Source organism: uncultured Chloroflexus sp. (assembly GCF_938091255.1).
GTDB lineage: Bacteria > Chloroflexota > Chloroflexia > Chloroflexales > Chloroflexaceae > Chloroflexus.
On the sequence record NZ_CALLJH010000008.1, the window covers coordinates 1 to 26078 of the forward strand.

The window sequence follows — 26078 nt, forward strand, 5'->3', positions numbered from 1 at the left end:
ATTTCCATACCCCAAAATGGACGCTTGCTGGCCCACACCCAAGTTAAAGATATTGCTATTGCCGGCGATGTCGAACCACTGGTAGGCCGCGAGTGGCGTTCAGATAATCAACAACGTGCTTACGCCGGCCAACACGTGGAATTCAGTGGCCTTTGCTTTGTTCCCGGAAGCATGACCAAACAAACCATTGATTGTGAAGTGACGGCCTTGGGGATTTGGCAGCCACTAACGTAAAGGTGTAAGTACTGAAAGGCGCGATTTATATTGGCACTCGCTGACACTCATGCCCCTCACATGAGACTTCAAGTCATACACCAAGAGTAATGCAAATTACCCTTATCACTTTCGCGTATCTTTAGATACCTTTACATGCTGCGTGCCTTTGCGTTTACCTCTCTGTGCCTCTGCCTCCTCCGCGCCGTTGTTACCTACCTTACCTCGTAAGAACTCACTAATCGGCCTTGAGCATCAATTAGATGCGCTACATCACCACGGCGCCACACCGGTGCGTTCAGCTTCCAGTAAAAATCACCGGTGGCGAGGTTATCTGTACCATTCCCAGTATAGAGATAGACGTCAGTTTCAGGTTGGAGAATGAATGCTGGAAAGACAAAGGCTGGGATTTCAGGGCGGGAAATATTCACAATCCGCCAACCAGCAATCGTCAGGTCGTTCTCTTCTTCACTTCGGATCGTCACTTGTTCCTCATTTAACGAGGCTGATGAATTTGGGTCGTAGGGAATAATTTCAAGCGTCACCGCCAATCCAGCCGGCATAGGGGTCGGTGTGCGACCCGGCACCACACTAGTCGAGCCAGTCGTGGCGGTAGGGAGGGGCGTATTGGTAACCCGCACCGGTGTTCCTGTACTACCTGCCGCCGACGTAGGTGTGCTAGGAACCCGCGTGGCCGGCGTGGGTGTGCTGGGAACCTGCGTGGCCGGCGTGGGTGTGCTGGGAACCCGCGTGGCCGGCGTGGGTGTTTGGGTCGGGCGCGGTACCGTGGCAATGCTCGTTGCAGTGGCGGTTGGAGTGGGTTGCGAAACCGGCTGGCTAGAGACCGGGGTGTCGGTTGGCGCAAGCGTTGCTACCGCTGGTAACGGTACATCAACGTAGCACAGCAGGCTGGCAATCACCTGTCGGCTAGCCCGTACCTGCACCTCAACCGGGTAGATGCCGGGTGGCTCGTTGGTGCGTAACGGGATCTGCCAATTGCCCGCCGCATCGCTAAACCCGCCGCCAACCGGTTGGCCGGTAAAGAGCACGAGCAACCCTTGCAACGGCGGCGCATTCGCTCCACGTAAGATGACGGTTTGGTTGCGCGGGCAGGCAATGGGAGTAGGTTGCGCGTAAACCTGTTGCGCTGCCAACACAACAACACTGGCTAAAGCCAGTGTTATCAAGAAGACCTTCCAAAATTGGTGATGCTGATGTGGCATGGGGCGTGATACAATTGATGTGGTGGGCGATAGTGGATTCGAACCACTGACCTCCACGATGTCAACGTGGCGCTCTAACCAACTGAGCTAATCGCCCATGCGTGCTTTATCCTACCATTGAATGCTGGGCCTGTCAAGCGGGCCGTCTGTCATCGCTTCCGCGACCTGCAATGCCTGAGCAGCCTGATCGCGTGCGCGCAGGAGATTGCGTCGCCGCCGCCGGCTCGCAATGACAACGAGCGAGCAGTACAACCCGCCGCCGTTTAGAACACACGAATAGCGTCGGCGGCAAGCGCCCCTCAAATCAAAAAAATCAGCACATTGTGTCAACGTTTGGCAAAGAGCATTATAATGTCATTGATCTTATCATATGGAATGGATATGTCCAGAAGCCGTTATATCACCATCAACGATCATCCTGAACGTTGTGTGTTGTTCGTGGCTATTTTCAACCACGCCTTATGAATGACTTGCTCTTCCGGCTTGAGCCAGCCTTGCAGCACCTTCTGGCCCGCGCCGCCGACCTCGCGCCAGCGATTGATGCCACCGTTTGGCTAGTTGGCGGTGTCGTGCGCGATCTATTGCTCGAACTACCCATCGGGCGCGATATTGATTTGGCCGTTGAAGGCGATGTCAACCGACTAACGCCCATCCTAGCTGAAGCGTGGGGAGGCCAGATCGCTGCCCGCCATCTACCGTTTGGCACGGCGACGATAGTGGTCGATCAATGGGTCATCGACCTTGCGCAGACCCGTACCGAACGCTATCCGCGTCCGGCAGTCTTGCCAGAAGTGCAACCGGCGCCAATCGCCCTCGATCTCCATCGCCGCGACTATAGCATTAATGCGATGGCCATCAGATTGGCAGCCGAACATGGCCGGCTTTTGCCAATGCCGCTGTTCGACCCACTCGGCGGTGTCGCCGATCTCGCCGCACGCCGGCTGCGCCTCTTGCATAACCAAAGTCTGCGCGATGACCCGACCCGTCTGCTGCGCGGCGTGCGCCTCGCTTCCCGTCTCAATCTCACCCCCGACGCAGCGACCGCGACCCAGATCGCCGATGCGCTGGCCGCCGGATACTTGGCGCTATTGACGCCGGAACGGATCCAAACCGAGTTGTGCCTGACCCTCACTGAACCCGATCCGGCAGCGGTGGTGGCGCTGGCCGACCGCTGGGGTATGACCCAACAAATCATCCCCGGTTTGCGTTGGACGCCGGCGCTGGCTGTGCGATTGGCGCGCTATCACCGCGATGAGTACGGTATCGCTTCGCTTGCGCCGGCTGAGACGGTGATCGCCGGCTTGCTGCTCTATGACCTTAGCGACGCTGAGCTGGCAATGGTTCTGCAACGCTACCATCTCCCGGTCACTATTCGCCAACTGGTCAATGACCTCATATCACTGCGTCACCAAACCACTGCTATTGCCGCCACAACTAGCCCAAGCGCCCTTGATGCCCTGTTGCATCCCTATAGCGCCGCCGCTATCGCTGTGCTACACTACGCGGCAAATAGCCCAATCCAGCTAGCAACGGCTCGCTACCTGCACGAATGGCGCCTCCTACGTCCGCCGCTCAACGGCGATGATCTGCGTGCATTGGGGGTAGCGCCGGGGCCGCAATTGGGCCAGTTGTTGCGTGAGCTGCGCGCTGCAACGCTAGACGGTTTGGTTACTGATCGCGCTGCCGCCGAACAATGGGTGCGACAACAATTGGCCGCTTTATCGAGGTGAACAAAGGAAACATCTGTGGATGCGATGCTGCAACTGTTGCAAGACTTAACCGAAGCTCCCGGCGCTTCCGGCTACGAAAGGCCGGTGCGTGACGTGATGCGCCGCTATCTTGAGCCGATCAGCGAGATTGAGATTGACCATTTGGGTAGCATTATTGCCCGCCGCACCGGCCTCGCCACTAGCCCGCGCATCGCGCTGGCCGCCCATCTTGACGAAATCGGTTTGATGGTCACACGCATCACTGATGACGGCTTCCTCAAGTTTCAACCACTGGGAGGCTGGTGGGATCACGTGCTGTTGGGGTTGCGCGTCGAAGTGCATACTCGCTCTGGCCCAATCATCGGCGTGATCGGTGCTAAGCCGCCGCACATTCACAGCAATGACGAACGGAACCGGCTGGTTGATAAGAAAGCGATGTTTATTGACATCGGCGCCGCTTCGCGTGATGAGGCGGTGGCGTGGGGAGTGCGTCCCGGCGATCCGGTGGTGCCGGTAGGGCCGTTCACTCCGATGCGCAACCCCGATCTGTTGTTGGCCAAAGCGTGGGATAACCGAGTTGGCTGCGCGATCGTGATCGAGACGTTGCGCCGCTTGGTCAACGAACGCCACCCCAACAGTGTCTTCGGCATCGGCAATGCTCAAGAAGAGGTTGGCTTGCGTGGAGCAGCCACCACGACCTACATCACCAAACCTGACATCGGCTTCGCGATCGACACTGCCATCGCCGGCGACATGCCCGGCGTGGGGGCCGATGATGCTATGAGCCGGCTTGGTCAAGGGCCTGCCATCCTCTTGATTGACGGTTCCATGATCGCGCACGTCGGTCTGCGTCATCTCGTGATCGATGTCGCTGCCGAAGAAGGTATTCCGCTCCAATTCGATCTGATGCCCGGCGGCGGCACCGACGGCGGAAGAATGCACATCTTTGGCAACGGCGTGCCTACCGTGGTCATTGGGCCGCCGGTACGCTATATCCACTCGGCGTCAGCTATCGTCCACCGCCGTGACATCGAGCAAACCGTACAATTGCTCTTGGCACTGATCCGCCGGCTCGATGACGAAACGGTGCAGCGACTACAAACAGGGATGTAAGCACCTATGCTTGCCTTCATACGCATTCTTCAGGTTCGCCTGCCACTCTGGTTAGCGAGTTTGTTCGTCTTCGTGACCCTGCTCGGCGGCCTCAGCGGCGGAGTATGGCTCGGTATCTGGCTCAGCCGGCCCCAAACCGCCAGCGCCTGCCCCGAAACCGAAACCATCTGCACTGACTTTGCCGTCTTTTGGGACGTGTGGCGCTTGGCTCGCGAACGGTACGTCGATCCGGCTGCCGCTGACCCGGCCCGGATGCTCGAAGGCGCTGTCGATGGCATGTTGGCGACGCTCGGCGATGAAGGCCATACCCGCTTTCTGACTGCCGCCGAGGCTGCCCAATGGCAAGAGTCGCTCAGCGGCGAGTTTGAAGGCATTGGTATCTACGTCGGCGAACGCAATGGCACGCTGTTGATTCTGGCTTTGATCGAGGGATCACCAGCCGCTACTTCCGGCCTCCGCGCCGGCGACCGCATATTGTCCGTTGATGGCACCGCTGTGGAAGGCTGGACAATCGATCAATTAGTAGCGCGGGTGCGGGGGCCAGCCGGCACACCGGTCACGCTTGAAGTGAGCCGGCGTGATACCGAGCCGTTGCGGTTTACTATCACGCGGGCCAAGATCACTGCGCCGAGCGTCAGTTGGGCAATGTTGCCCGATCAAATTGCGCTGATCCGCATTACCTCGTTCGATGAACAGGCGGCCAGCGGGTTGCGCAAAGCGCTGACCGAAGCTAAGGCTGCGAACGCGCAGCGGATTATTCTCGATCTGCGCAACAATCCGGGTGGGTTGCTCAGCACGTTGCTGGCGATAGCCGGCGAGTTTTTACCGGCAGAAACGCCGGTGCTGATTGAACGCAACCGTGATGGCTCGCAGCGGGTGACCACCACCCGTGCGGCGGGCATGGCCCAAGACATGCCAATGGTTGTGCTGATCAACGGTGGTTCGGCTAGCGCCGCCGAGATTCTAGCCGGCGCCTTGCAAGATGCGGGTCGGGCGGTGTTGGTGGGGGAAACAACCGTTGGTACCGGTACCGTCCTCACCCCGTTTCGACTGAGCGGCGGGGCGCAACTCCTGCTCGGCACGCAAGAGTGGCGAACGCCGGCGGGTCGGCAAATTCGCGGCAAAGGTATTGAGCCGGATCAAGTGGTGGCGCAACCAATTGACGCACCGATCTTGCTGCCAGCCGAAGTGCGCAACCTGAGTGCTGCCGATTTAGCTGCCAGTGGCGATGTGCAACTGTTGGCGGCAATAGCCGCATTGCAACGTGAGTAGACAACGCGCTGGAGAGCCTGACGGATGTCTGGCCCCCAACGGCGTAAAGGGCGCAGGGAATGGAGGTCAACTCCGCATCCTCGGCGCTCTCGGCGGTACACTACACCTCCCTCCCCCGCTGGAGGAGGGGGTGAAGGAGAGAGGACCCATCCTCACCCTTTGCCCTAATCCCCTCCACGCCCGCAACCGCTCTCCCGCCCATCCAAGTGGCTCCCCCTCTCCCACCATCAGGGGGAGAGGGGGCCGAGGGGTGAGGACCCATCCTCAAGACGCAAAGGCCGCCGAGGATGAGTATCAACTCCGCATCCTCGGCGGTACACCGCTCACCAATACAAAACCAAAAAACATCAGCCGGCAATTGCCGGCTGATGTTGCTTCCGCCTTTTGGCGGGCCCGACGGGATTCGAACCCGCGACCTCCACCTTGACAGGGTGGCATCCTAACCGCTAGACGACGGGCCCATTGGTGACCCCAGCGGGATTCGAACCCGCGATCTCCACCTTGAGAGGGTGGCGTCCTAGGCCGCTAGACGATGGGGCCAACCCGCTCAACACGGTGGGAGTATACCATAGGTTTGGCAATAATGCAAATCGGTGCAAAAGGCGGGTTAGCAGGATAACGCATGCGTTTCCTAACGGCTCTGACCCATTACTCTAGTCATCCCCGTTGCCGGCCAACTCGTGACCGAAGATTAGCCGACAGCTACTTCTGCTCGTCCCGCTCAACATCTATTATTGTGATAAGTCGAACAAATTTCGTTACCGGCAAGGAGTGTTCTGCTATGGCTCGCACCGTTCCCGCCACCGAACCAAAACTGGAAAAATCACCGATCGAAAAATTTGTGGTTTTGCTCATCGTGCTTTTGCCCTTTCTTGGCACCATCTACGCGATGGTCATGCTTTGGCAACAGTACGTTGACTGGCTCGATGTCACCTTGATGCTCGTGTTGTACGTTATTTCCGGCCTCGGCATCACCATCGGCTTTCACCGCATGCTCACTCACAAGAGCTTTGAAACCTCGCGCCCGCTTAAGGCGCTCTTTCTGATTATGGGGTGTATGGCACTGGAAGGAGACCCGATTTCGTGGGCTTCGACCCACATCCAGCACCATGCCCACTCCGACGACGAAGAGGATCCGCATAGCCCGCTCGAAGGCTTGTGGCATTCGCATGTGGGCTGGCTGTTTACCCACAAAAACAACATCGAAATGTACGGCAAGTGGCTGTTGAAGGATCCAACCATTGTTTGGGTGAGCAAGACGTGGTACCTGTGGGCGGCGCTCGGCATTCTGATCCCAACTCTGATCGCCGGGTGGAGTGGATTGATCTGGGGCGGTTTGGTGCGCATCTTCCTCACCCACCACATCACGTGGAGCGTGAATTCAATCTGCCATACCTTTGGCCGCCGCGACTACAACACTCGCGATGCTAGCCGCAACAACTTCATCGTTGGCCTGCTCGCCTTCGGCGAAGGCTGGCACAACAACCATCACGCCTTCCCCCGCTCGGCCTTCCACGGTCTGCGCTGGTGGCAGATCGATATTTCGGCTTACATCATCCGCGCCCTTGAAAAGGTGGGATTGGTGTGGAACGTGTACCGTGTGAAGCCGGAAGATCAGCACAAGCGCCAAGCGACGCCGGCTCTACACGAAGTGATGGGCGATTAATCGGGGAGATAGAGAGTAGAGTGATGGAGAGTAGGGTTTGCACCCTACTCTCATTCCTAGTTGACGAAGGGCGACATCGACGTTGCCATATTCAGGATTATTTCACGCCGGCAAATGAAGACGATTGGGCAACGTCGCCCACGGCTGGCCGGGCGCAATCACTCTGTTGAAGCTATATGCGACGAGTATGCCCGACGCCACCTTTCCACTTGTTGGTTAACCGCCATTTGAACAGTACATGTTAACCGGCGCTTACGACGAGATGTTTGCGCCCGATGGTAGCGTGCGCCCGGCCTATGCTGAATTGGCCCGCTGCCTCAGCGCGCTCAGCCCGGAAGAGTTGCAGCAACGACAACGCTATGCCGATCTGACCTTCCTCAATCAGGGGATTACGTTTACGGTCTACGGCAACGAATCCGGAATCACCACCGCCTCCGTCCAAGCCGAATTGCAACAACAGTAGCGGCGCACTACTCCCCGTGCCCCCCGCGCCCACTCCGTAACGGCACACTGTGGTGTGCCCTGCCACATAAACACCGTCTTGCGGTACAATAGACAGTATGAACGTCCTGCTCATCTCCACCTACGAACTTGGTCACCAACCGCTGAGCCTCGCCTCACCGGCGGCATGGCTGCGGCGAGCCGGCGCTGCTGTGACCTGCGTTGATACCAGTGTATCGCCGTTGACGGCAGCTATGGCGGCTGAGGCCGGCCTGATCGCCATTTCAGTGCCCATGCATACCGCCACCCGGCTGGCGCTTGAACTGTTACCGCGCCTGCGTGCCGCTGCCCCCAACGCATTTATCGTCTGCTACGGCCTCTACGCGCCACTCAACGCCGCCATGCTGCGCGCCGCTGGCGCCGATTGCTGCCTTGGCGGCGAGATCGAAGAGCTGCTCACCACGATCTGGCAACGTTTGGCCGCCGGTGAACGTCCGCCCGCCATTGACGCCATCGCGCTCAACCGACTCGACCTCATCCCGCCCGATCGCAGCGGCTTACCACCGCTCAACCGGTATGCTACCCTGATCAATGGCTCTGAAACGCTCCTCGCCGGTTATACCGAAACCACCCGCGGCTGCAAACACCTCTGCCGCCATTGCCCGGTCGTGCCGGTCTACAATGGCCGCTTCCGCGTCGTGCCCCGCGAAACGGTGCTGGCCGACATCCGCGCTCAAGTGGCCGCTGGCGCGCGCCATATCACCTTCGGCGACCCCGATTTTCTCAATGGCCCCGGCCACGTCTTGCCGATCGTGCGCGCCATGCACGCCGAGTTTCCTGACCTCACCTACGATGTGACGATCAAGATCGAGCACATCCTGCGCTACGCCCATCTGCTGCCAGAACTGCGCGCCACCGGCTGCATCATGGCGGTCAGCGCCGTTGAGGCGCTCGATGACGAGATTCTCGCTCGCTTCGACAAGCGCCATACCCGTGCCGATGTCGCTCGGGCCGTGGCATTGCTGCGTGCGCATGATATTGCACTTAATGCAACATTTGTGGCTTTTACCCCGTGGACGACACGGCAAATCTATCGCGATCTGCTGATCGGCATTGCTGAGTTAGGCTTAATTGAAAGCGTTGCGCCGGTACAGTACGGTCTGCGCCTCTTGATCACCGCCGGTTCGCGCTTGCTCGAATTGCCTGAGGTACGTGCGTTGGTGGGGCCATTCGATCCGACCGGATTGGTCTACCCGTGGCAACATCCCGATCCAGCGATGGAGGCATTGCATTCAGCCGTGCTTGAGCTAGTGCAATCCAGCGATCAATGTGGTATGTCGCGCAGTATGTTCTACCAGCGTCTACTCGATCTATGCGATCAGATGATTGGGCTGGGACCGCGTCCGCTCTCGTTCTCGCCTACCGCACCCATCCCTCGCCTGAGCGAGCAATGGTACTGTTGCGCCGAACCAACCAATCAGCAGTTGACAATACGGTATCTGTAGGTAGGGCCAATATGCACCCGCACCTACTTTTTCTCACCACACCATCATCTTACCGGTTACCGGCTTTTCTGGCCGCCGCCGAGCGGATCGGCGCGCAAGCGACGGTCGCTGAAGACACGCCTCCAACCTTGGCACGCCCATTGCCGGGACGCTTGCTGATTGATTTCAGCGATCATGCAGCCGCGTTGCGCGCCATCCGTGTGTTGCACGCTAGCCAACCGCTAACCGCGATTCTGCCGGTTGATGATAGTGGAGTTGAGTTAGCGGCGCTGGCCTGCGCCGAACTCGGTCTGCCGTTCAATCGTCCTGAAGCGGCTGTCGCCGCGCGCGACAAGCATCTGATGCGCCAGCTCTTTGCCCGCGCTGGTGTGCCCTCGCCCGCGTTTCGCCTCTGCACCACTGCCGATGACCTCGTCGCGCTGGCCCAGACCGTTCCCTTCCCATGCGTGGTCAAACCGCTGCGCCTCAACGGCAGCCGCGGCGTGATCCGGGCTGACAATCCTGACCAATTCGTCGCTGCGGCGCAACGATTGGCAGTGCTGCTTGACCGGGTGGAGGGGTCGGGAACGCACGAGTTTCTGGTCGAGGAGTTTGTGCCGGGGTTTGAAGTAGCGCTGGAGGGCTTGATCGACCGCGGACAAGTGCAGGTGCTGGCACTGTTTGACAAGCCCGATCCGCTCGACGGGCCGTTCTTTGAAGAGACGATCTATGTCACGCCATCACGCTTGCCGGCAGCGACGCAAGCTGCGATCTGTGAGGTAACGGCGGCAGCGGCGCGCGCGGTTGGCCTCGAACAAGGGCCGCTGCACGCCGAGCTTCGCATCAACGACCACGGGCCGTGGATGATCGAGCTGGCCAATCGCAGCATCGGCGGTCTGTGTTCGCGCACGTTGCGCTTCGGTGCCGATGCGCCGCTCGAAGAATTGATCCTACGCCAAGCTGCTGGTTTACCGATCGAGTCGCTCAGCCGGGCTGGGCAGGCTGGCGGTGTGATGATGATCCCCATCCCGCAGGCCGGCATCTTGCGCGGGGTCGCCGGGGTGGAAGCGGCGCAAGCGATTCCCGGCATCGAGTCGGTTGACATCACTGCTCCGCTCAACTACCCGTTAACCCCCTTGCCCGAAGGCGATAGCTATCTCGGCTTCATCTTTGCCCGTGGCCCCGATCCGGCAACGGTCGAAGCGGCGTTGCGCGCCGCCCATGCCCAGTTGCGGTTCACCATCGTGCCGGCGATTACGTTGATGGCATAACCGCACACTGCCGTAGCGACACACTGCGGTGTGCTGCTACTTGCGGCGGGGGCCACCTTTGGCCGGCGCAGCGGCAGGCGGCGTCCACCCTTCGGGCATACGCGCGTTCTCGCCGAAAAAGAACTCCTCCATCGCCTTCATCAGGATTTGTTGCGCGTTGGGGTCACCGAGACTTAGGCCATAATGGTTGATAATCAGCGTCGCCTGCTGCGGCCACAGCCGCCACGCCTGCGCCGAGACCTGCTCGTAGATGCGCTGGCCGAGCGGGCCGGGGAACGGCGGCTTATCGAGGCCGGGCAGTTCACGACCAAACTTGACACAATTCACCATGCGCGGCATAGGTTTTTCTTTCTTTCAAACCAGCGTGATACCACTTTCATTATACCCGAAAGAAAAGGACGGCCATGCGAATCGTGCTCTTTGCCATGCCGGGGCCAATGGCCTTGCCTGTTTTGCAACGCTTGCTGGAATTGCCGGTGAATGTGGTGGGATTGGTTCATCCGGCGCCACCGGGTATGCCGGCGCTGACCCTCCTGCCACCGGCCACGCCACCCCCCCGCCAAGAGGTAGTAACGCCGGCGAATCTGGCTACCCTCGCTGGCCGGGCCGGCATCTCGCGCTGGGCAGTTGGGCGGACAGGCATGCCAGCACTGGCCGCACAGCTCGCTGCGCAACAGATCGATCTAGTGCTTGTCGCCTGCTGGCCGTGGCACATTCCCACTGACCTGCTGCACCTACCGCAGCGCGGTTTCCTGAACTTGCACCCCTCGCCATTACCAGAACTGCGCGGTCCGGAACCGCTCTTTTGGGCCGTGCGGTTAGGCTGGACGCGCACGGCAATGACGCTGCACCTGATGGACGAAGCGCTGGATCACGGGCCGATTGTGCGGCAGGAATGGTTTGAGCTGCCGCTCGGCGAGCGGCTCAGTGCAATCGAAACACTTGCCGGTCGGGTTGCTGCGCAGATGCTGCCGGCGGCGCTGGCCGATCTCGCTACACCGGGATGGCAACCCCAGTCGCAACCTGCCGGCGGCAGTTACTACCCTGCGCCACAAGCCGCTGACTTCACCTTCACCGCCGATTGGCCGGTACAGCGCGCCTATGCTTTCGTGCGCGCTATTGCCAACTGGGGCCAGCCGTTCACCTTCTTCGCTCCTAATGGTCAAACCACCATGATCGCCGATGTGATCGGTTACCACCTCGGAGTACAATTGGCGGCGCCAATCGTTCCTCATGGTATGAATCTGGCCTTACAACTGCATGATGGCACGTTAATCGCAAGACCGTTATTATTCACGTTACCAATGTTGACTTCAACGAATTTTTAAGATTTGCCAACATTGTACCAATGATGATACAATCATCAAGGCCTTCAGACAGTTCCAACTTACACAAACAGGATACAATCACTCGCAAATGTAAATTGATTACCATTAGTTTGCCAAACGATTGGCGACCGCAACTACAGAGTTACTGGAATGTTTAACCCTCAATCACCTCCTTTACCTCCAACCGAACACGCTAGCACAATGATTGCTCAATGGCGTTTACAGCTTCTCAATAACCTGTTGTTGGTACTCACTATACTGAGTGGTGTAGCCCTCATATTAGGCTCATGGTCAGACTACACCACTATGGGCGAGCGTGCAATCCCATTCATCACTATTTATACTATCGCTTACTTATGCATTGTAGCTGCTACCATATTACGCCAGCTTAGCGTTACAATCCGAGCATTCATCTTGCTAACAATTTTGAGCAGCATATCAACCTTTCTGATAATTTTCTTTGGGTTGGTAGGCAGCGGGCGGGTTATCTGGATCGGGGTAATTGTACTGGCAATAGTTTACTTTGGCAGTTGGGGTGGAATCATTACGCTCGTCCTGTCACTTGTGACAATGATCATCACCGCCACAGTGTACCTTTCCGGCAATGCTACGTTTGTACAGGCAGAAAACCTCGCCGTCCAAGACACTCTCGCCGAATGGATCGGTTCCATCGGACTCTATCTCGCTGCCGCAGCCCTCGTCCTCACACCATTTCTGTATCTCTTGCAACGGATGGAACGACTTGCTCATCAAACCACTGCTGAAGCGGCGCGCGCTCGGATGCAAGCGCAACAGGTTGAGACGTATGCCACACAGCTCGAACAGCAAACGACGCAGTTACAGGCAACCGAACAGATGCTGCGCAATCTGGTACAATCACTCGAAACACCTACCGTCGAGATCGCGCGCGACGTCTTGCTCGCACCGATTGTCGGCCAGATTGATAGCCAACGCGCCGAACTGCTGTTGAAGCGGCTACTCGATGTGGTCAGCGCTCGCCGGGTGCGCATGGTTGTGATCGATGTCGCCGGTGTGTCGGCCTTTGACACGATGGCTGCACAGAGTTTGATTCAGACGGTGCAAGCCTTGCGATTGATCGGGTGCGAGGCTGTCATCACCGGTATTTCCCCTACAATGGCCCAAACGATCACGGCGCTAGGCATTGATATGAACACTATTACTACTGCCCGCTCGCCGCAAGAGGTGCTTGTGCGCACAGCGGTGTAACCAGCGCCAATAGGATATTTTTCTGAATTTTTTGCCAAGCGCGCAACTTTTGCCCTCCTCGCGCGGTTTCCATGATGAGAGTATTGCTGTGCGAGGAGATTATTATGCGCCGCCGAACTCCGCTCTTGGTTCTGCTCATACTGCTCATCGTTTGGCCAGTATTGACAGCCGCTCACATCATCCCCCCAACTCCGCCCGCACCCCCACCTCGCCTCATTCTCGGCGTCGAACAGATCTCGGCCACAGCATGGGCGCTGCTGGTAGGCTGCTCCTCACCCCCGCACGATCTGCGCGTATGGGCGGAAGAAGCGCCGCCGCAGCTCCCACAAACCATCACTGCACTCGCGCCGGGGCGCTGGCGCGCGCAATTCGACGGCGCATTGCCATCATCAGCGATAGTGTACGGCTGCGGTCAGCGCGCCGCACTAGTCGTTGCTAGTACAACCACGCCTCTGTGGCTGAATAGCTTGTTTGGTCTTGGCGTGGTTGCTGCCGCGCTCCTCGGCGTGCGGCTTATCCGGCGTCCGCATCGCGTTGTGACACGACCAACCCTATCGCCGACTACTCCTGTATGGCAAGCCCACATTACCGATGAGCAGGGCGATCGAATCTTGACGTTGCCTACCGGCATGCTCACAGCCGGTAGCGATCCCGCCTGCCATATGATCGTCTTGGGATCAGATATTGCCCTGCGCCATGCGCACCTCATGCTGACCGAGGAACAGGCCCACATTGTTGATCTCGCCAGTCCCTCCGGCATCTTTTGCGGCCCCGTCCGGCGTCGGCTACGCCCGCACACGCCAACACTGGTTGGTGATGAGGATATCTGGCTTGGCGCCACAGTGCGCTTACGGCTGGTCAAAATCTGATCCGCAATCAACAGAGGGGAATAAAGCAAAAAGCCAGCAATGTGTGGCAGTCAGACTGCCGCACTCCATCCATCGAGTGCAAGATGGGCTACCAACCCGCGCTTACGCCATCCACCGACTGGCGCCGAGAAAGACTGGCGGGCGGACGCGCAGCATCAAACCAAGATCGACCAAAATATGAATGAAGATCACCGTCCAGATATCTTGATACAGATAAAAACAGAGGCTCCAACCCAAAACGAGCGCCATCTCGGCGAGTGGGCGCAACTTGCGAATCCGCATCGATTGCGGCGAATCGTCGAGATGGGGCGGCAGGTATTGCAGCCAAAACATACCATGAATCACACCGCCGTAAATGACGAAGGCAGTAAACCCAATCGCAAAACCGAGCGGCCCCACCATCCCCGGCCAGAACTGCATCGCAATTCCGTCGCCGATCCACGCGCCAATCCGATATACCACTGCAAAGGCAAACGTCTCGATCACACCGTTGCCAATGCTGAATATCACGGTTGGCCCCCACAGGAATGGGCGACCATCATGGCGAGCGACCAGCACATACAAGACTTGACTAAAGGCAAAACTAGCCAGCAAGAACACCACAAACCACGGGTTCGCCAAGGTCACAGGCACATGCCAACTCTTCAGCCAATCACCCAACAAGGGGATGCCTATGACTAACGAGATGAGCCAGTAGAGCAAGATGTACTGATCTAAATGACTGAGGGCGCTTTGTTCGGTCAGCTCGTACTCCATGATGTTCGTGCTCCATGTGCTTTTGATCACCATGTACAAGTATTGTTTATATGAAATATATTACCACATCCAAGAACGCTTGCCTAGAGGAAAAGTGAACAAATTGGGGCATAGATGTGTGCATCTTTACTTCATTCGCTGTCGCTAGGCCATTGAAGCCGGACGAAATTATTTGCCGATATGGTGCTATCATTGTGGCGCTGAGCATTGCAGCCCTTACACCAACATTGGCAATTGCTTCCATCATTCATTGCACGGTGAGCATGGTTGCAAATCACGGGTGAAAGCTATCAGTAACATGTTCGATGATCGTTCCCTTTGCATTGCGCACCGCCGCAGTTGGCGAGGCCATCTCCGTCAGCAAGCAAGCGCATGCGCTTGAGGTTTGCTAATCGCTATTGCAACCGTTGATGCACTTGGCACGTCGAGCGTGAGGGTGGAAGGACAAGAGTTTGGCAGCGACATTTGTTTGGTGGATCGCGCACGCCTTCGACAGAGCTTGCTGCGATAGCAGAGCGCAGCGCAGAGCTAAGCACCAACCGCTCTCGCGCAACAACGGCGATGGTCTGCGGACAAGTAGGCCGTATCTACTCGATGTAAGGAGATGACAGTGCGATTGGTCAGTTTCATTCCGCCTGCTGGCACAACCGCGCAGGCTGGGGTAATGATCGGCGACGCGATTATCGATGTAGCCGCAGGGGCGGCTTTGGTCAGCGAAGAGGCTGCCGCAGCGCAGTGGGATATGCTCTCACTGTTGCGTGGCGATCACCCCGATGTCACCATCGCTACCGCCGCCGATATCGTACAAGCGGTGATCAATGTGATGGGAGGCGCCGATCCGTCAGAAGCGCCGCTCGGCGAGTTCAATTGGCACGAGGGATTGACCATCGGCGATACGGCACTGGTAATCCCGACCACCCAAGTACGCTTTGTCGCCCCTTTGCCGCAAGTGGTTTCGTTGCGCGAGTTTGATGCGCTCACCGATGATCGCACTGCGATGATACGCCAAGCGGCTGGGTATTGGATTGGCGACCGCAACTGGCCCGCATTTCGCTTCGCCAGCCATACCGCCATCCTTGGCCCCGACGAACCGATCGAGCTGCCAATGACCGAACCGCTCGATTGCGGTATGGCGCTTGGATGCGTCATCGGACGGGCCGGGCGCGATATTGCGCCGGAAGATGCCGATGCGTACATCGCCGGCTATCTGTTGGTCAATGCGTGGACGATCCGCGATCCACTGGTAGCATCACTCCGCCCGCGCGATCGCGCCACTTCGCTTGGCCCGTGGCTGGTGACGCCCGACGAACTAGAATATTACCGCGATGACGATGGCCGGTTGCTGCTGGAATTGCGGCTGCTGCTGAACGGTCGTGAGCTGAGCCGCGCCAATACGGCGCTCATGCGGTGGTCGTTCGCCGAGCTGATCGCATTTGCCAGCCGTAATACGATGCTCTACCCCGGTGAGGTGATCGTTAGTGGCGTAGCCACTGGCGGCTGTCTGCTTGATCTGTTTGGCGACGACGGCCCATGGTTGCGCGCCGGCGACGAGGTCGTGATCGAATGCACTGAACTGGGGCAGTTGCGCTCGCCGGTTGGGTTGGGGTAGAGTTGGAGTAACCCCCATGCACGACTACGAGCGGAGAGCAGGCTGTTTTTTCAATTCGCGATTGGTATCGTTCTCGCGATTGCGGGGAATAGCGTCACCGTAACCGACAGCAGAATGCGCTGCACTGCACACGGCATAGCGGCGCACTGCAACCCAGAAACGGGCGGCTAGACATAGCGCCACTTGCCAGCTTGCCCGCCATCTGGTATAGTCCGCCCCGGTTATGGAAAAGAACGAGTACACAACAATGGCAGCGGTCGAGCTGCAACACTGGTGGTACGGCGGCATGCGGGCTATCAATGCCGCGATGCTTGACCGTGTATTTGGCGGACGACGCGATCTGCGCATCCTCGATGCTGGCTGCGGCACGGGTGGCGACGCACTGTTCTTGCGCCGTTACGGCACCGTGGTTGGGCTTGATCTCGCCACCGCAGCGCTCGCGCTCGCGCGCGGACGCATTCCGGGCTGGCTGGCGCGCGGGTCGGTACTGCAACTACCATTTGCCGATCACAGCTTTGATCTCGTCACATCGTTCGATGTGTTGTATCATCGCGCTGTGATCGACGAGCGGCAGGCGCTAGCCGAAATGCGGCGGGTCTTGCGCCGTGATGGCCGGCTGCTCATCCGGTTGCCGGCCTACGAATGGCTGCGCTCGCGCCATGATCGCCAAGTCCATACCCGCCACCGCTACACTGCTGGCGAAGTAGCGCGGTTGCTGCGTGAGAACGGCTTTACCGTCGAACAGCTTACCTACGCGCTAACTCTGCTCTTCCCGATCTCGGCAGCGGTGCGCCTACTTGAGCGGGTGTTGCCGGAACCGCAGACTGCGTCGGCGATGGAGTTGCCCTCGCGCCCGGTCAATGCTGCGTTACGCCTGCCAATGATGCTCGAAGCGGCGTACATTGGGCGTGGCGGGAAATGGCCATTTGGGTTGTCTATCGTTGCGCTGGCGCGGGTATAACGTAATCACGCTCACTGCTGCGTCATCGCAACCGGTATCATCACTCCGGCTGCGACAAAGGTTGCTATAGGGGCTGCCTCCCTCGCTACGGATGTGATGATCGTCGTATGCACATCGACATTTCGCCAGCAACGGCCTAGCACAGGCTACCATTGCCGGTGCCTCAATTGAAGACTGGTTAACTATGATGCTTAATCCTGTCCTCAACCGCTTAAGCGCCACTCCTGAACTGTGGAACCGACTGCGCTGGCTGGCCGAAGCCGGCTTTACCGGCGAACATCTAGCCATTGCCCGCGAGCTGCGCCCGTGGCGCGGCGACCACCGCCGGTTTCTTGATCTCGGCTGCGGTACCGGCGAGTTTGCAGCCGATTTTCCACCGCATCGCTATGTCGGCATTGATCCATCGCTCACCTATCTCCGTTTTGCGATCCAACGCCGGCCAGGAACGTACCTTGCCGCCAGCGGCGACGCGCTGCCGTTCGCCGATCAGACGTTTGACGCCGGTCTCATTCTTGGCGTATTACACCATCTGCCCGACGCCACTGCCCACACTGTGATGCGCGAAGTCTACCGGGTGATGCGGCCGGGGGCCACAGTGCTGGTGATGGAAGATACGCCGCCGCCACCCGGCCAAAATCCGTTCGGCCACCTCATGCATGCGCTCGATCGCGGCGGCTATATCCGGCACGATGCCGATTATCAGGCGATGTTCGGCGATGGCTTTGACATCGCGCGCAACTATCACCTCCGATCTGGAATTTGCGATTACGCCGTGTATGTTCTCCGCCGGCGACCATGATGATGAAACCTTTATTCGCTGTCTCAACCAAAGTGCGTACTATGCTGCTGGTGCTCGCGCTATTAATTACGGCCAGCGCCCTCACTGTAACGGGTGAGGTGTTGCTCAAGATCGGCATGAACCACGTTACAACTCACGTTGGCGCGTTCTCGCTCGAACCGCGGGTGCTTTGGGCGACATTCACTGACTGGCGCGTCATTCTCGGCTTTGCTCTCGTCTTTGGCGGAGCCATCTTTTGGCTGGGGGTCATTTCACGGGTTGATCTCTCGTTCGCCTATCCGCTCTTGGCGCTTAATTATGTCATTATCCTGATCCCCTCACGAGTCTTGCTCAACGAGCCAATCACGATAATGCGTCTCGTGGGAGCCATGATCATTGTGATCGGCGTGATCGTGATTACGTGGGGGAGCGGCAAGTCGTGACTCCGGCGCAAGTCATCGCAGAACCGCCTGTTTCGCTAGTAGCGCAGGTGCGCCGGAATTGGCAGGCTGCCTTGTTCTTAGTGGCGCTGATACTGCTAGGGTGTGGCGCAGCCTACCAAACCCCGCTCAGCGTCCACCTTGCCGTTGGCGGCGATCCGCTTACCCGCCGGCGCGAGGACGATGCTCCCTTCTTGCAGATGGTGCATGCTTCCGAACCAGCACTGCCGTCGGTGGCAGCATGGTGGGAATTGCCCGGCGCTGCTGACCCCTACCGCTGGACGCAACCGGCGAGTGTGATCAGCCTGCCCGGCCTTGGCGGTGGATACTGGCTGGTGAAGGTACGCGCGCAAGGCGGGAGGCCTGACGGTGCGCCAACTGCTACCGAATGGCAGGCCGGCACTGCGCCGCCAGTGGCCTTTGAGCTGCCAGTAGGGCAGATTCGGCGCTATATGATGCTCTTGCCGGCAGACGGCACAGTACGGCTGGTCATGCGCAGCGATTCGTTCCAAGCAGCCGGCGATCCGCGCGTACTGGGTTTCTTGCTGCGCGAGGTGCGCGTGCAGACGATCGGCGGCTGGCGCGCACCAGATTGGGGCCAACTCGGCTGGATTGGGCTGACCCTCGCGGCAGCATGGGTGTGGGGACAAATGTCTGCGCTCTCGCCCCGGTGGGGGTTGAGCGTCATCGGCATCGGCGGCTTGGCGACGATCATGGCGATTGCGCTGGCGCGACCAGCATTTGCGCTGTTGACACCGATTCTGGCGGCGCTAAGCGCCGGCGCAACCGCTGTCAGCGTGAGCCTCGCTCTGCGCTGGCCGCAGCAAGTGGCATGGCGGCCAGCGATTGGGCTGGCGCTGCTCGCCCTCATTGTGCGCTTGGCCGGCTTGCTCCACCCGCATGCGATCAGCAGCGACGCTGGATTTCACGCGAATAACCTCTTGCGGTTCGGTCTCGGTCACGTCTTTCTCACGGCCGGCCTGCCCGCCGAAGCCGGCGGGGGCTTAGCGCCGTATCCAGCCGGTTTTTACCTCATAGCCCTCCCCTTCCAGATCCTGTTTGGCGACGATTTTGCCACTCGCCGGCTATTAGTGACGATCGTGGCCGCTGCCCTTGATAGTCTCTTTTGTGTAGCAATCTGGTGGTGGGTACGGCAAGCCGAATTCGGGCAGCGGGCCGCACTCTTGAGCGCCGCTTGCTACCTGTTTGCCACCCAAGCGCTCGAAGCATTGGCGATTGGCGAGCTGGCCAACGTGGGCGGGCAAGCCCTGATCGTGCCGGCGTTGCTCGGGCTTAGTCTTGGCACAGCAGCGAACAGAAGCCACTGGCTGGCGCTAAGCGGCTTGGCGCTCGCGATTGCCGCCGGTTTAATGGCCCACTCCGGCGTGACGCTCGGCTTTGGCTTCCTGATCGGCTGGGCATGGTTGTTGGCGTGGCGGCAGTCAGCGGCAATCGTCACGCCGGCCCGCCTCTTCATCGCCGCTGCTGGGGGGGTAGCGTTGGCCCTGATCATAATGTACACCACACCAGTATACCTCGAACTGATCAGCGGGCGGAGGGGGCAAGGGGCGATCGGCGGGCAAACGCCGGTGCAGATCACCACCGAAACCCTCCTTGCCCTTGCCGGCTTGCAACCGCCGCAACGGCGTGGATTACCGGTGCCGTTGGGGTTGGCGCTGGCCAATCTGATCGGTCTTTGGATTATCTGGCGCACCCAGCAACCAACGACGACCGCACTTCGCTGGCTGCTCGGCGCGTGGTGGGGCGGCGCGCTCAGCGGCCTTGTCCTGCTCCTCTTCGCCGATCAAGGGTTGCGCTGGATGCTCTTCCTCTACCCGGCACTGTGCATCCCGGCTGGCATTGCACTTGACCGGCTGGCTGCGCGCGCCGCATGGGGGCGTGTTGCTGTCGCCGTGTGGCTGATGGCAATTATCGGGCAGGGAGCACTCCTGTGGGTTAGTCAGATCAGGGATTATCTGCATTGAATTGCGGGTTTGGTGCTGCTTACGAGCCGCGACCGGCGATCAAGCCGTCCGTGCTTCCCTATCCCACGGAGCGCGGGCCGCTGGCCCGCGAAGGGACGTTGCTAAAGGCTGCTTGCGCTCCCCTTACTACCCTTGGAACGGGTCACAGGCAGGCGGGCCGCCCGCCCTCTTCTCTCGGAGCGCGGGCCGCTGGCCCGCGAAGGGACGTTGCTAAAGGCTGCTAGCACCCCGCGTCTAGCACGTAAGGGCGGGTTTGAAACCCGCCCTTACGCGCGTTGCAGCGATAGAGCAACCCGCTGTTACTCGTTGGCAATATCGCGCACCACATCGGTCACCGACAACACACCAATCGGGCGCATCCCCTTTTCACCGGGTTCGACCACCACCACCCGATGAATCCGGCGTTCCATCATCAGGCGACTGGCATGCTCTAGCGTGTCTTGCGGTGTAACCGAAACTACATCGGTAATCATAATATGGCCGGCTGTCAAACCACGCCAATGCTTCCAATACTGTTCATACAAACGTGCATTGACCAGATCGGTCCGCGAAACCAGACCAACCATGTATCCCTCATCATCAACGACGACCAAAGCACTAATGTCCTGCTCTGACATCTGACGGGCGACATCTTGGATCGGGGTCTCGCGCCGGCAGGTCAACACACCAACATGCATCACCTCGCCAACCGTCCGCTCCATGGGACCTTCCTTTCACGACACAAAGATTCCGCAACCAATCATGATTGCTATAGTTTAATCAATCTGACACACCGCGTCAATATGGAAAGTGGTCAGTGTAATTTGCATCATATCAACCATAGTCACAACTGAAAAGCATTTGCGCAGGCTGCCCCTTCGTGCTAGAATCACACCATCGTGAGTTATGCTTTCATAAGTCGTCGGGTAAATGTATGCCAGAGTCAATGACCAATCAGCGCCAACCTTCCCTACCCGGCCTTGATGCCGAAGCGACGGCCGTGGTCGGCATCGGCTTGGGCTTGACCGGTCTTGCCCTTGGGCTACGACCACGGTTGGTGCCAGCAACCTTGGCGCTCACGGCCTTGGCAGCGGCACTCTTCCGTAATCCGCGCCGCATTCCGCCCGACGAATCGCGCACCGTCTTTGCGATTGCCGATGGCCGTATCCAAGGTGTGCGCGAAGTCTATGAACATCGCTTCGTTCATAGCGATTGTCTCCGCCTTACCACAGTGATCGGCCCGCTAGATGTACCGATCTGCCGTGCTCCGATCGCCGGGAGGGTCGCGTACATCGAGCAGGTCAGGGGTGATTACCGCCCGTTGCGCGATCCGCAAGCTCCTGAACGCAACCAACGCCTCTACATCGGTATCGAGACCGCTTGGGGGCCAGTGTTACTCTCAATTATTGCCGCGCCACTGGGGCGTTGGTTGCGCTGCGAGACAACCCAAGGCGCAACCCTCGCCGCCGGCACCCGCATCGCCAGTGTCCGGTTTGGCGGGCAAGTTGATCTCTACATCCAGCGTGATATGCTCGAACCGCAGGTGACGCCGGGTGATCGGACACTCGCCGGGCGGAGCCGGCTCGGGGCGGTGGTAGCCTGAGCGCATTTGCATGATCAGTCCTTTTACCCTCTTGTTTGAAGAGGAACCCAACCACGGCCCCGGTTTGCCGCCAGAGCTGCGTGCCATCTACAGCGGCGATTGGCGACTGCCCACAATTCCTGCGCACCGTCCCGCCGTATGGACCAACTTCGTCATCTCGCACGATGGCCGGATCGCGTTCAACCAGCCGGGTTGGAATAGCGGCAATGCGATCAGCCGCAATAGCCGTCACGACCACTGGTTGATGGAATTGGTGCGCGCTCGCGCCGATGCGATCCTCGTCGGGGCCGCCACCCTGCGCGCTGCTCGCCGCCATCGTTGGGAAGCGGGGGAATTGGTTGATTGGCCGGCTTTTGCCGCCTTGCGCGCCAGCGAAGAGCGGCCACTGCTACCGGCGCTGGTGATCCTCTCGGCAACCGGTGTGTTGCCGGCGGCGGCTGCACTTGCCTTGCCACGATCACTCTTTCTCATCACCACTTCCCACGGCGCCGAACGCGCGCTCGCCACCCACCCCCAACTCACGTGTCTGGTTGGCGCTGACAACCACATCGATCTGCCCGCTGCATTCGCAACGCTGCGCCAACGCTACGGCATTCGCACCCTCCTCAGCGAAGGCGGCGGGCGCACCTACGGCACCCTGCTCTTCACCCAACTCATTGACGAAGTCTTTCTGACGCTTAGCCCCATCATCGTAGGCAATCCATCCCCACCAGCGCCACCCCGGCCCGGCTTGGTCGAAGGCGTTGGGTTTGCCCCGCAACATCCGCCGCGGCTACGTCTGATCAGTCTCCGACGCACCGGCGATATGCTCTTCCAACGCGCGCAATTGCACTTTGCAACGGTTACCGAAACGGTATAATAGAGCGCAGGCTGGCACGGGAGACGAGCGATTGCATGGCAAACGAAGAACAACGCCTAATCAGCGCGGCGCAAGCGGGCGACCTCGATGCATTTAACCAGATTGTGCGGCTGTACGAGACGCGCATCTACAACCTCTGCTATCGCATGTTGGGTGATGCCGATGCAGCCGCCGATGCCACCCAAGACGCTTTTATTGCCGCTTTTCGCAATGTGCGCAGCTTTCGCGGCGGCGTGTTCAAAGCATGGCTATTGCGGATTGCCACGAACGCCTGCTACGACGCACTGCGCGCGCGCAAACGGCGACCAGCAGTTTCGCTTGATAGCACAAATAACGAAGATGACAACACCCGCACCGAGGCGCCCGATCCGGGTGAGAGCCTCGATGATATGGTGGTACGGCAAGAATTGAGCGCTGCCATCCAACAAGGGTTAGCCGAACTCCCAGAAGACCAGCGCATTGTCATTATCCTGAGCGATATTCAGGGGTTAGCCTATGAGGAGATTGCGCAGATTACCGGGGTGCAATTGGGCACGGTGAAATCGCGGTTGAGCCGGGCACGAGCCAAACTGCGCGATATCTTGCGCGCAGGGGAACTCTTGCCAGCAAAATTTCGTCTAGATGATGAGTCAAATACACCAAAGTGACACCCGGCTGATAGCCGAATGAGAAATCGATGACAACGTCGCCAGCCCCTCAATCAGAATTGCCAGAGCGCGATCTTGAATTGCTCTCGGCTTATCTAGATAACGAATTAGCCCCCGCCGACCGCACTGCGCTTGAGCAACGTCTGGCGAGTGAGCCGCGGCTACGCCGCGAACTGGCTGAACTACGCGCGACCCGCGATCTCTTGCGTGAACAGCCATGGGTCACGCCACCTCGGTCATTTACGCTCACCCCAGACATGGCCGGCATGCGACCGCGCCGGTTTGCTTGGCCGAGCTGGTTGCAACCGCTCAGCGGGTTGGCCGCGCTGGCGCTGGTCATGCTCATTGGTTGGCAAGTGCTGCGCCTCAACAGTGGCGCCTCCCCTCCCGACCAACCACAGGTGATGATGGCTCCGGAAACGGCACCGGCTGCAATGGATTCCGCAAGGATCGACCAAACCGAAGCGGCGGCAGCGCCCGCAGCGGCTAGCGCTATGAATGAACGCAACGGGCAAGCTACTGAAGAGACGGCTGCCATCCTAGCTAGCGAGCCCACTACCGAAAAAGAATCGACGGTGATGCAACAGTCCTTGCAGGGAGGCGGCGCAGACGGGATTGCGCCGGGAGCGGGAGGTAACGCTGGCCCGCCGCCAGATGCGCAACGCCAAGCACCGCCCCCAACCCAACCGCCCAGCCCACCATCGCTGCCGGTCGTGATGGTCTTGGCTATTCTGATCCTCATTGCCGCCGGAGTCTGGTTCGTGCGCCGCAAGGCTGAGTAACCGCTTGTCTGGCAACAAGACCTTGGGTTCACCGAGTGCGGCAATCTAGCTGTCGCACTCTATCATTATTTACTGCAGCCTGTAACGTAGCATATCCTGCCCTCATCAAGCTCAACAAACTAGGCGGGATCTCTTTGCCATACCCATCATAATTGCCTCGATCTGCCATCAACTCGCAATGTTTCGATCAGTATTTGCTCAATCATCTATATAGCTATCATGTGTTATACTTAGCAAAACTAGCCACCCTTGCCTCTTTGGGTATTAGGAACCGCTGGTATGATTGCTGACCATCTTGCTATAGCCGACGCACTGCGCGCTTGGTGCCCCCACGTGCCTTCGCCTGACCGCCCCCTCCTTGTCGCGTTAGCTGACGCGCTCAGCACGAACGACCCCTCGCATTTGCTCGCCGTGATTAGAAGTGAAGGCTCAATTGCAACCGGTTTTCAGCGGCTCGACGCCACCCGTCGGCAAGCAACTAAACTACTGAGCGATCAACCCGCCGCTGCTAGTCCCATCGCTGATATGATTGCAGCCGCACAGCAAATTTTGATCGCCGAAGAGGAAGCATTACTACGGCGCGAACACATGCTCAACCAGCGCCTTGAGCAGAGCTTTCGTACCTCGCCATTAGCGACGCTCGAAGCCAACGAATATGGCATCATTACCCGCTGGAACCCGGCTGCCGAGCGTATTTTTGGCTGGAGCGCCGCCGAGGCGATTGGCAAGAATGCGATTGAACTACTCGTGCCCAACCTTGCCCGTGAGCATGTTGAAGGAATTGTGAACGCGCTGCTGAGCGGGCAAGCCGCTAATAGCCGGAACGCCAATATCACCAAAGATGGCCGGATTATCATCTGCCAGTGGTACAACGCCGTCCTCTACCATCCTGATGGCCGGGTCGCCGGTTGGTTGTCGCAAACCGAAGACATTACCGATCAGATCCGTGCTGAAGAGGCATTGCGCGAAAGCCAGCGCCGGCTCGATAGCTTGATCCGCAATTTGCCCGGCATTGCCTATCGAGTGAAAAAAGCAGAGCAGCGCTGGATTGCTGAGTTTCTCAGTGAAGGGACAATCAACGTCACCGGCTATCCGGCAAACGATTTCATTGAGACCGATCAGCAACGACCTCGGCGTCGCTTTCCTGACTTGATAGTTGCCGACGATCGCGAGGCAGTTCGTGAAAGTATCCATTCTGCTTTGGCGCAGCAACGGCAGTATGAAGTAACGTACCGTATTCGTGACGCCAATGGGGACATTCGCTGGTTGTGGGAGCGTGGCTCTGGAGTATTCGACGATCAGGGCCGGTTGTTAGCTATAGAGGGGTTTATCAGTGATGTGACTGCTGAGCAGCAGGCCGCCGAAGAGCGGCAAGTGCTGAACGAGCGGATCATTGCCGCCCAACAAGCCGCCCTGCGCGAATTGAGCACGCCGATCGTGCCGATCAGTCAGGGGGTGATTGCGATGCCGCTGATCGGCAGTATCGACAGTATGCGCGCTCAGCAAATCATTGAGACACTCCTTGAAGGGGTAAATACAACCGGTGCCCACATTGTTATTCTCGATGTCACCGGCGTGCCAGTGGTTGATACCCAAGTCGCCAATGTCCTCCTGCGCTCGGCGCAAGCGGTGCGTTTGCTTGGCGCAGAAGTGTTGCTTACCGGGATCCGCCCTGAAGTCGCGCAGACCATCGTCGGTTTGGGGTTAGATCTCAGCCATATCCGCACCATGGCATCCCTGCAAGACGGTATCGTCTACGCACTGAGCCGGCCAGAAAAAGCCCGTCCGCGCACACAGCGCATCGGGTGACCATTGTTTGGACGACCGGCGGGACGCGCGTTGTCACCGCTGTTGCTATGGATT

Annotated in this window: 24 protein-coding genes, 3 tRNA genes and 1 pseudogene; 21 read left to right on the forward strand and 7 right to left on the reverse strand. The window is 58.9% G+C overall.

All coding sequences use genetic code 11. The features are described from left to right. Positions 1-234 (forward strand): annotated as a pseudogene (locus tag Q1A00_RS04025) (hypothetical protein); the annotation flags it as partial. A 194-nt stretch (positions 235-428) separates the two neighbouring features. On the opposite strand, the gene Q1A00_RS04030 reads toward Q1A00_RS04025, so the two are convergent. After that, the gene (locus tag Q1A00_RS04030) at positions 429-1436 is read right to left on the reverse strand and encodes a lamin tail domain-containing protein (RefSeq protein ID WP_298404759.1); all 1008 of its coding nucleotides are present in this window, start codon (positions 1434-1436) and stop codon (positions 429-431) included. 20 nt (positions 1437-1456) lie between these two features. After that, a tRNA-Val gene (locus Q1A00_RS04035) sits at positions 1457-1533 on the reverse strand. 364 nt (positions 1534-1897) lie between these two features. Here Q1A00_RS04035 and Q1A00_RS04040 point away from each other — a divergent pair. Genes Q1A00_RS04040 through Q1A00_RS04050 form a run of 3 tightly spaced genes read left to right on the forward strand, consistent with a single transcriptional unit; the run spans position 1898 to position 5530 of the window. Continuing rightward, positions 1898-3166 (forward strand): CCA tRNA nucleotidyltransferase, encoded by a 1269-nt coding sequence (locus tag Q1A00_RS04040; protein ID WP_299755376.1) that lies wholly within the window; start codon positions 1898-1900, stop codon positions 3164-3166. A gap of 15 nt (positions 3167-3181) precedes the next feature. Beyond that, positions 3182-4258 carry a M42 family metallopeptidase gene (locus Q1A00_RS04045; RefSeq protein ID WP_366917411.1) on the forward strand — a complete coding sequence of 359 codons (1077 nt, stop codon included), beginning with the start codon at positions 3182-3184 and terminating at the stop codon, positions 4256-4258. Positions 4259-4264: 6 nt separating this feature from the next. Beyond that, the gene (locus tag Q1A00_RS04050) at positions 4265-5530 is read left to right on the forward strand and encodes a S41 family peptidase (protein WP_298404754.1); all 1266 of its coding nucleotides are present in this window, start codon (positions 4265-4267) and stop codon (positions 5528-5530) included. Positions 5531-5915: 385 nt separating this feature from the next. Here the strand turns inward: Q1A00_RS04050 and Q1A00_RS04055 are convergent. Both Q1A00_RS04055 and Q1A00_RS04060 read right to left on the reverse strand, forming a co-directional pair. Next, positions 5916-5991, reverse strand: a tRNA-Asp gene (locus Q1A00_RS04055). Between the two features lie 2 nt (positions 5992-5993). Then, positions 5994-6070, reverse strand: a tRNA-Glu gene (locus Q1A00_RS04060). Between the two features lie 241 nt (positions 6071-6311). Between Q1A00_RS04060 and Q1A00_RS04065 the strand changes: the two genes are divergently transcribed. The 4 genes from Q1A00_RS04065 to Q1A00_RS04080 all read left to right on the forward strand — a co-directional run bounded on the left by Q1A00_RS04065 (position 6312) and on the right by Q1A00_RS04080 (position 10392). Further along, entirely contained in the window at positions 6312-7196 is an 885-nt protein-coding gene (locus Q1A00_RS04065) for an acyl-CoA desaturase (RefSeq protein WP_299645324.1), read from the forward strand. A 238-nt stretch (positions 7197-7434) separates the two neighbouring features. Next, positions 7435-7659, forward strand: a complete 225-nt coding sequence (locus Q1A00_RS04070) for a hypothetical protein (RefSeq protein WP_298490234.1) — start codon at positions 7435-7437, stop codon at positions 7657-7659. Positions 7660-7756: 97 nt separating this feature from the next. Then, entirely contained in the window at positions 7757-9142 is a 1386-nt protein-coding gene (locus tag Q1A00_RS04075) for a CUAEP/CCAEP-tail radical SAM (seleno)protein (protein ID WP_298406490.1), read from the forward strand. 11 nt (positions 9143-9153) lie between these two features. After that, positions 9154-10392: an ATP-grasp domain-containing protein gene (locus Q1A00_RS04080; protein WP_298406492.1), complete on the forward strand. Its 1239-nt coding sequence runs from the start codon at positions 9154-9156 to the stop codon at positions 10390-10392. A 36-nt stretch (positions 10393-10428) separates the two neighbouring features. Here the strand turns inward: Q1A00_RS04080 and Q1A00_RS04085 are convergent, their stop codons facing one another. Continuing rightward, positions 10429-10731 carry an oxidative damage protection protein gene (locus Q1A00_RS04085; protein ID WP_298406494.1) on the reverse strand — a complete coding sequence of 101 codons (303 nt, stop codon included), beginning with the start codon at positions 10729-10731 and terminating at the stop codon, positions 10429-10431. Between the two features lie 65 nt (positions 10732-10796). Here Q1A00_RS04085 and Q1A00_RS04090 point away from each other — a divergent pair, with 65 nt between their 5' ends. The 3 genes from Q1A00_RS04090 (at position 10797) to Q1A00_RS04100 (ending at position 13816) form a co-directional block, all read left to right on the forward strand. Beyond that, positions 10797-11720 (forward strand): formyltransferase family protein, encoded by a 924-nt coding sequence (locus Q1A00_RS04090; protein WP_298406496.1) that lies wholly within the window; start codon positions 10797-10799, stop codon positions 11718-11720. A gap of 201 nt (positions 11721-11921) precedes the next feature. After that, positions 11922-12947, forward strand: a complete 1026-nt coding sequence (locus Q1A00_RS04095) for an STAS domain-containing protein (protein ID WP_366917412.1) — start codon at positions 11922-11924, stop codon at positions 12945-12947. A 104-nt stretch (positions 12948-13051) separates the two neighbouring features. Further along, entirely contained in the window at positions 13052-13816 is a 765-nt protein-coding gene (locus Q1A00_RS04100) for an FHA domain-containing protein (protein ID WP_299755383.1), read from the forward strand. A 102-nt stretch (positions 13817-13918) separates the two neighbouring features. On the opposite strand, the gene Q1A00_RS04105 is transcribed toward Q1A00_RS04100, so the two are convergent. After that, positions 13919-14572 carry a hypothetical protein gene (locus tag Q1A00_RS04105; RefSeq protein WP_298402148.1) on the reverse strand — a complete coding sequence of 218 codons (654 nt, stop codon included), beginning with the start codon at positions 14570-14572 and terminating at the stop codon, positions 13919-13921. A 604-nt stretch (positions 14573-15176) separates the two neighbouring features. Between Q1A00_RS04105 and Q1A00_RS04110 the strand changes: the two genes are divergently transcribed. The 5 genes from Q1A00_RS04110 to Q1A00_RS04130 all read left to right on the forward strand — a co-directional run bounded on the left by Q1A00_RS04110 (position 15177) and on the right by Q1A00_RS04130 (position 20345). After that, positions 15177-16181 carry a fumarylacetoacetate hydrolase family protein gene (locus Q1A00_RS04110; RefSeq protein WP_298402150.1) on the forward strand — a complete coding sequence of 335 codons (1005 nt, stop codon included), beginning with the start codon at positions 15177-15179 and terminating at the stop codon, positions 16179-16181. A gap of 247 nt (positions 16182-16428) precedes the next feature. After that, the gene (locus tag Q1A00_RS04115) at positions 16429-17142 is read left to right on the forward strand and encodes a class I SAM-dependent methyltransferase (RefSeq protein WP_298402152.1); all 714 of its coding nucleotides are present in this window, start codon (positions 16429-16431) and stop codon (positions 17140-17142) included. Between the two features lie 184 nt (positions 17143-17326). Continuing rightward, positions 17327-17941 (forward strand): class I SAM-dependent methyltransferase, encoded by a 615-nt coding sequence (locus Q1A00_RS04120; RefSeq protein WP_298402154.1) that lies wholly within the window; start codon positions 17327-17329, stop codon positions 17939-17941. A gap of 41 nt (positions 17942-17982) precedes the next feature. Next, positions 17983-18363 (forward strand): EamA family transporter, encoded by a 381-nt coding sequence (locus Q1A00_RS04125; protein WP_298402156.1) that lies wholly within the window; start codon positions 17983-17985, stop codon positions 18361-18363. Continuing rightward, positions 18360-20345 (forward strand): hypothetical protein, encoded by a 1986-nt coding sequence (locus Q1A00_RS04130; protein WP_299755389.1) that lies wholly within the window; start codon positions 18360-18362, stop codon positions 20343-20345. The genes Q1A00_RS04125 and Q1A00_RS04130 overlap by 4 nt, the downstream gene beginning before the upstream one ends. A gap of 299 nt (positions 20346-20644) precedes the next feature. Here Q1A00_RS04130 and Q1A00_RS04135 read toward each other — a convergent pair whose 3' ends face one another. Continuing rightward, positions 20645-21046, reverse strand: a complete 402-nt coding sequence (locus Q1A00_RS04135; RefSeq protein ID WP_298402158.1) for a CBS domain-containing protein — start codon at positions 21044-21046, stop codon at positions 20645-20647. Between the two features lie 212 nt (positions 21047-21258). Here Q1A00_RS04135 and Q1A00_RS04140 point away from each other — a divergent pair, with 212 nt between their 5' ends. The 5 genes from Q1A00_RS04140 to Q1A00_RS04160 all read left to right on the forward strand — a co-directional run bounded on the left by Q1A00_RS04140 (position 21259) and on the right by Q1A00_RS04160 (position 26024). Next, positions 21259-21927: a phosphatidylserine decarboxylase gene (locus Q1A00_RS04140; protein WP_298402159.1), complete on the forward strand. Its 669-nt coding sequence runs from the start codon at positions 21259-21261 to the stop codon at positions 21925-21927. A gap of 10 nt (positions 21928-21937) precedes the next feature. Next, complete coding sequence (locus tag Q1A00_RS04145; protein ID WP_298402161.1) at positions 21938-22786, forward strand: dihydrofolate reductase family protein; 849 nt, start codon at positions 21938-21940, stop codon at positions 22784-22786. 35 nt (positions 22787-22821) lie between these two features. Continuing rightward, complete coding sequence (locus Q1A00_RS04150) at positions 22822-23433, forward strand: sigma-70 family RNA polymerase sigma factor (protein WP_298402163.1); 612 nt, start codon at positions 22822-22824, stop codon at positions 23431-23433. Between the two features lie 29 nt (positions 23434-23462). Further along, complete coding sequence (locus tag Q1A00_RS04155; protein ID WP_298402165.1) at positions 23463-24215, forward strand: anti-sigma factor; 753 nt, start codon at positions 23463-23465, stop codon at positions 24213-24215. 279 nt (positions 24216-24494) lie between these two features. After that, complete coding sequence (locus Q1A00_RS04160; protein WP_298402166.1) at positions 24495-26024, forward strand: PAS domain S-box protein; 1530 nt, start codon at positions 24495-24497, stop codon at positions 26022-26024. Positions 26025-26078 lie beyond the last annotated feature (54 nt).

Coding starts and splice junctions, on each gene's coding strand:
- Q1A00_RS04030 (WP_298404759.1), bottom strand. CDS start 1,436: ATGCCACATCAGCATCACCAATTTTGGAAGGTCTTCTTGATAACACTG.
- Q1A00_RS04100 (WP_299755383.1), top strand. CDS start 13,052: ATGCGCCGCCGAACTCCGCTCTTGGTTCTGCTCATACTGCTCATCGTT.
- Q1A00_RS04050 (WP_298404754.1), top strand. CDS start 4,265: ATGCTTGCCTTCATACGCATTCTTCAGGTTCGCCTGCCACTCTGGTTA.
- Q1A00_RS04120 (WP_298402154.1), top strand. CDS start 17,327: ATGATGCTTAATCCTGTCCTCAACCGCTTAAGCGCCACTCCTGAACTG.
- Q1A00_RS04065 (WP_299645324.1), top strand. CDS start 6,312: ATGGCTCGCACCGTTCCCGCCACCGAACCAAAACTGGAAAAATCACCG.
- Q1A00_RS04125 (WP_298402156.1), top strand. CDS start 17,983: ATGCTGCTGGTGCTCGCGCTATTAATTACGGCCAGCGCCCTCACTGTA.
- Q1A00_RS04145 (WP_298402161.1), top strand. CDS start 21,938: ATGATCAGTCCTTTTACCCTCTTGTTTGAAGAGGAACCCAACCACGGC.
- Q1A00_RS04095 (WP_366917412.1), top strand. CDS start 11,922: ATGATTGCTCAATGGCGTTTACAGCTTCTCAATAACCTGTTGTTGGTA.
- Q1A00_RS04090 (WP_298406496.1), top strand. CDS start 10,797: ATGCGAATCGTGCTCTTTGCCATGCCGGGGCCAATGGCCTTGCCTGTT.
- Q1A00_RS04070 (WP_298490234.1), top strand. CDS start 7,435: ATGTTAACCGGCGCTTACGACGAGATGTTTGCGCCCGATGGTAGCGTG.
- Q1A00_RS04135 (WP_298402158.1), bottom strand. CDS start 21,046: ATGGAGCGGACGGTTGGCGAGGTGATGCATGTTGGTGTGTTGACCTGC.
- Q1A00_RS04085 (WP_298406494.1), bottom strand. CDS start 10,731: ATGCCGCGCATGGTGAATTGTGTCAAGTTTGGTCGTGAACTGCCCGGC.
- Q1A00_RS04160 (WP_298402166.1), top strand. CDS start 24,495: ATGATTGCTGACCATCTTGCTATAGCCGACGCACTGCGCGCTTGGTGC.
- Q1A00_RS04115 (WP_298402152.1), top strand. CDS start 16,429: ATGGCAGCGGTCGAGCTGCAACACTGGTGGTACGGCGGCATGCGGGCT.
- Q1A00_RS04040 (WP_299755376.1), top strand. CDS start 1,898: ATGAATGACTTGCTCTTCCGGCTTGAGCCAGCCTTGCAGCACCTTCTG.
- Q1A00_RS04075 (WP_298406490.1), top strand. CDS start 7,757: ATGAACGTCCTGCTCATCTCCACCTACGAACTTGGTCACCAACCGCTG.
- Q1A00_RS04110 (WP_298402150.1), top strand. CDS start 15,177: ATGACAGTGCGATTGGTCAGTTTCATTCCGCCTGCTGGCACAACCGCG.
- Q1A00_RS04080 (WP_298406492.1), top strand. CDS start 9,154: ATGCACCCGCACCTACTTTTTCTCACCACACCATCATCTTACCGGTTA.
- Q1A00_RS04105 (WP_298402148.1), bottom strand. CDS start 14,572: ATGGAGTACGAGCTGACCGAACAAAGCGCCCTCAGTCATTTAGATCAG.
- Q1A00_RS04155 (WP_298402165.1), top strand. CDS start 23,463: ATGACAACGTCGCCAGCCCCTCAATCAGAATTGCCAGAGCGCGATCTT.
- Q1A00_RS04150 (WP_298402163.1), top strand. CDS start 22,822: ATGGCAAACGAAGAACAACGCCTAATCAGCGCGGCGCAAGCGGGCGAC.
- Q1A00_RS04140 (WP_298402159.1), top strand. CDS start 21,259: ATGCCAGAGTCAATGACCAATCAGCGCCAACCTTCCCTACCCGGCCTT.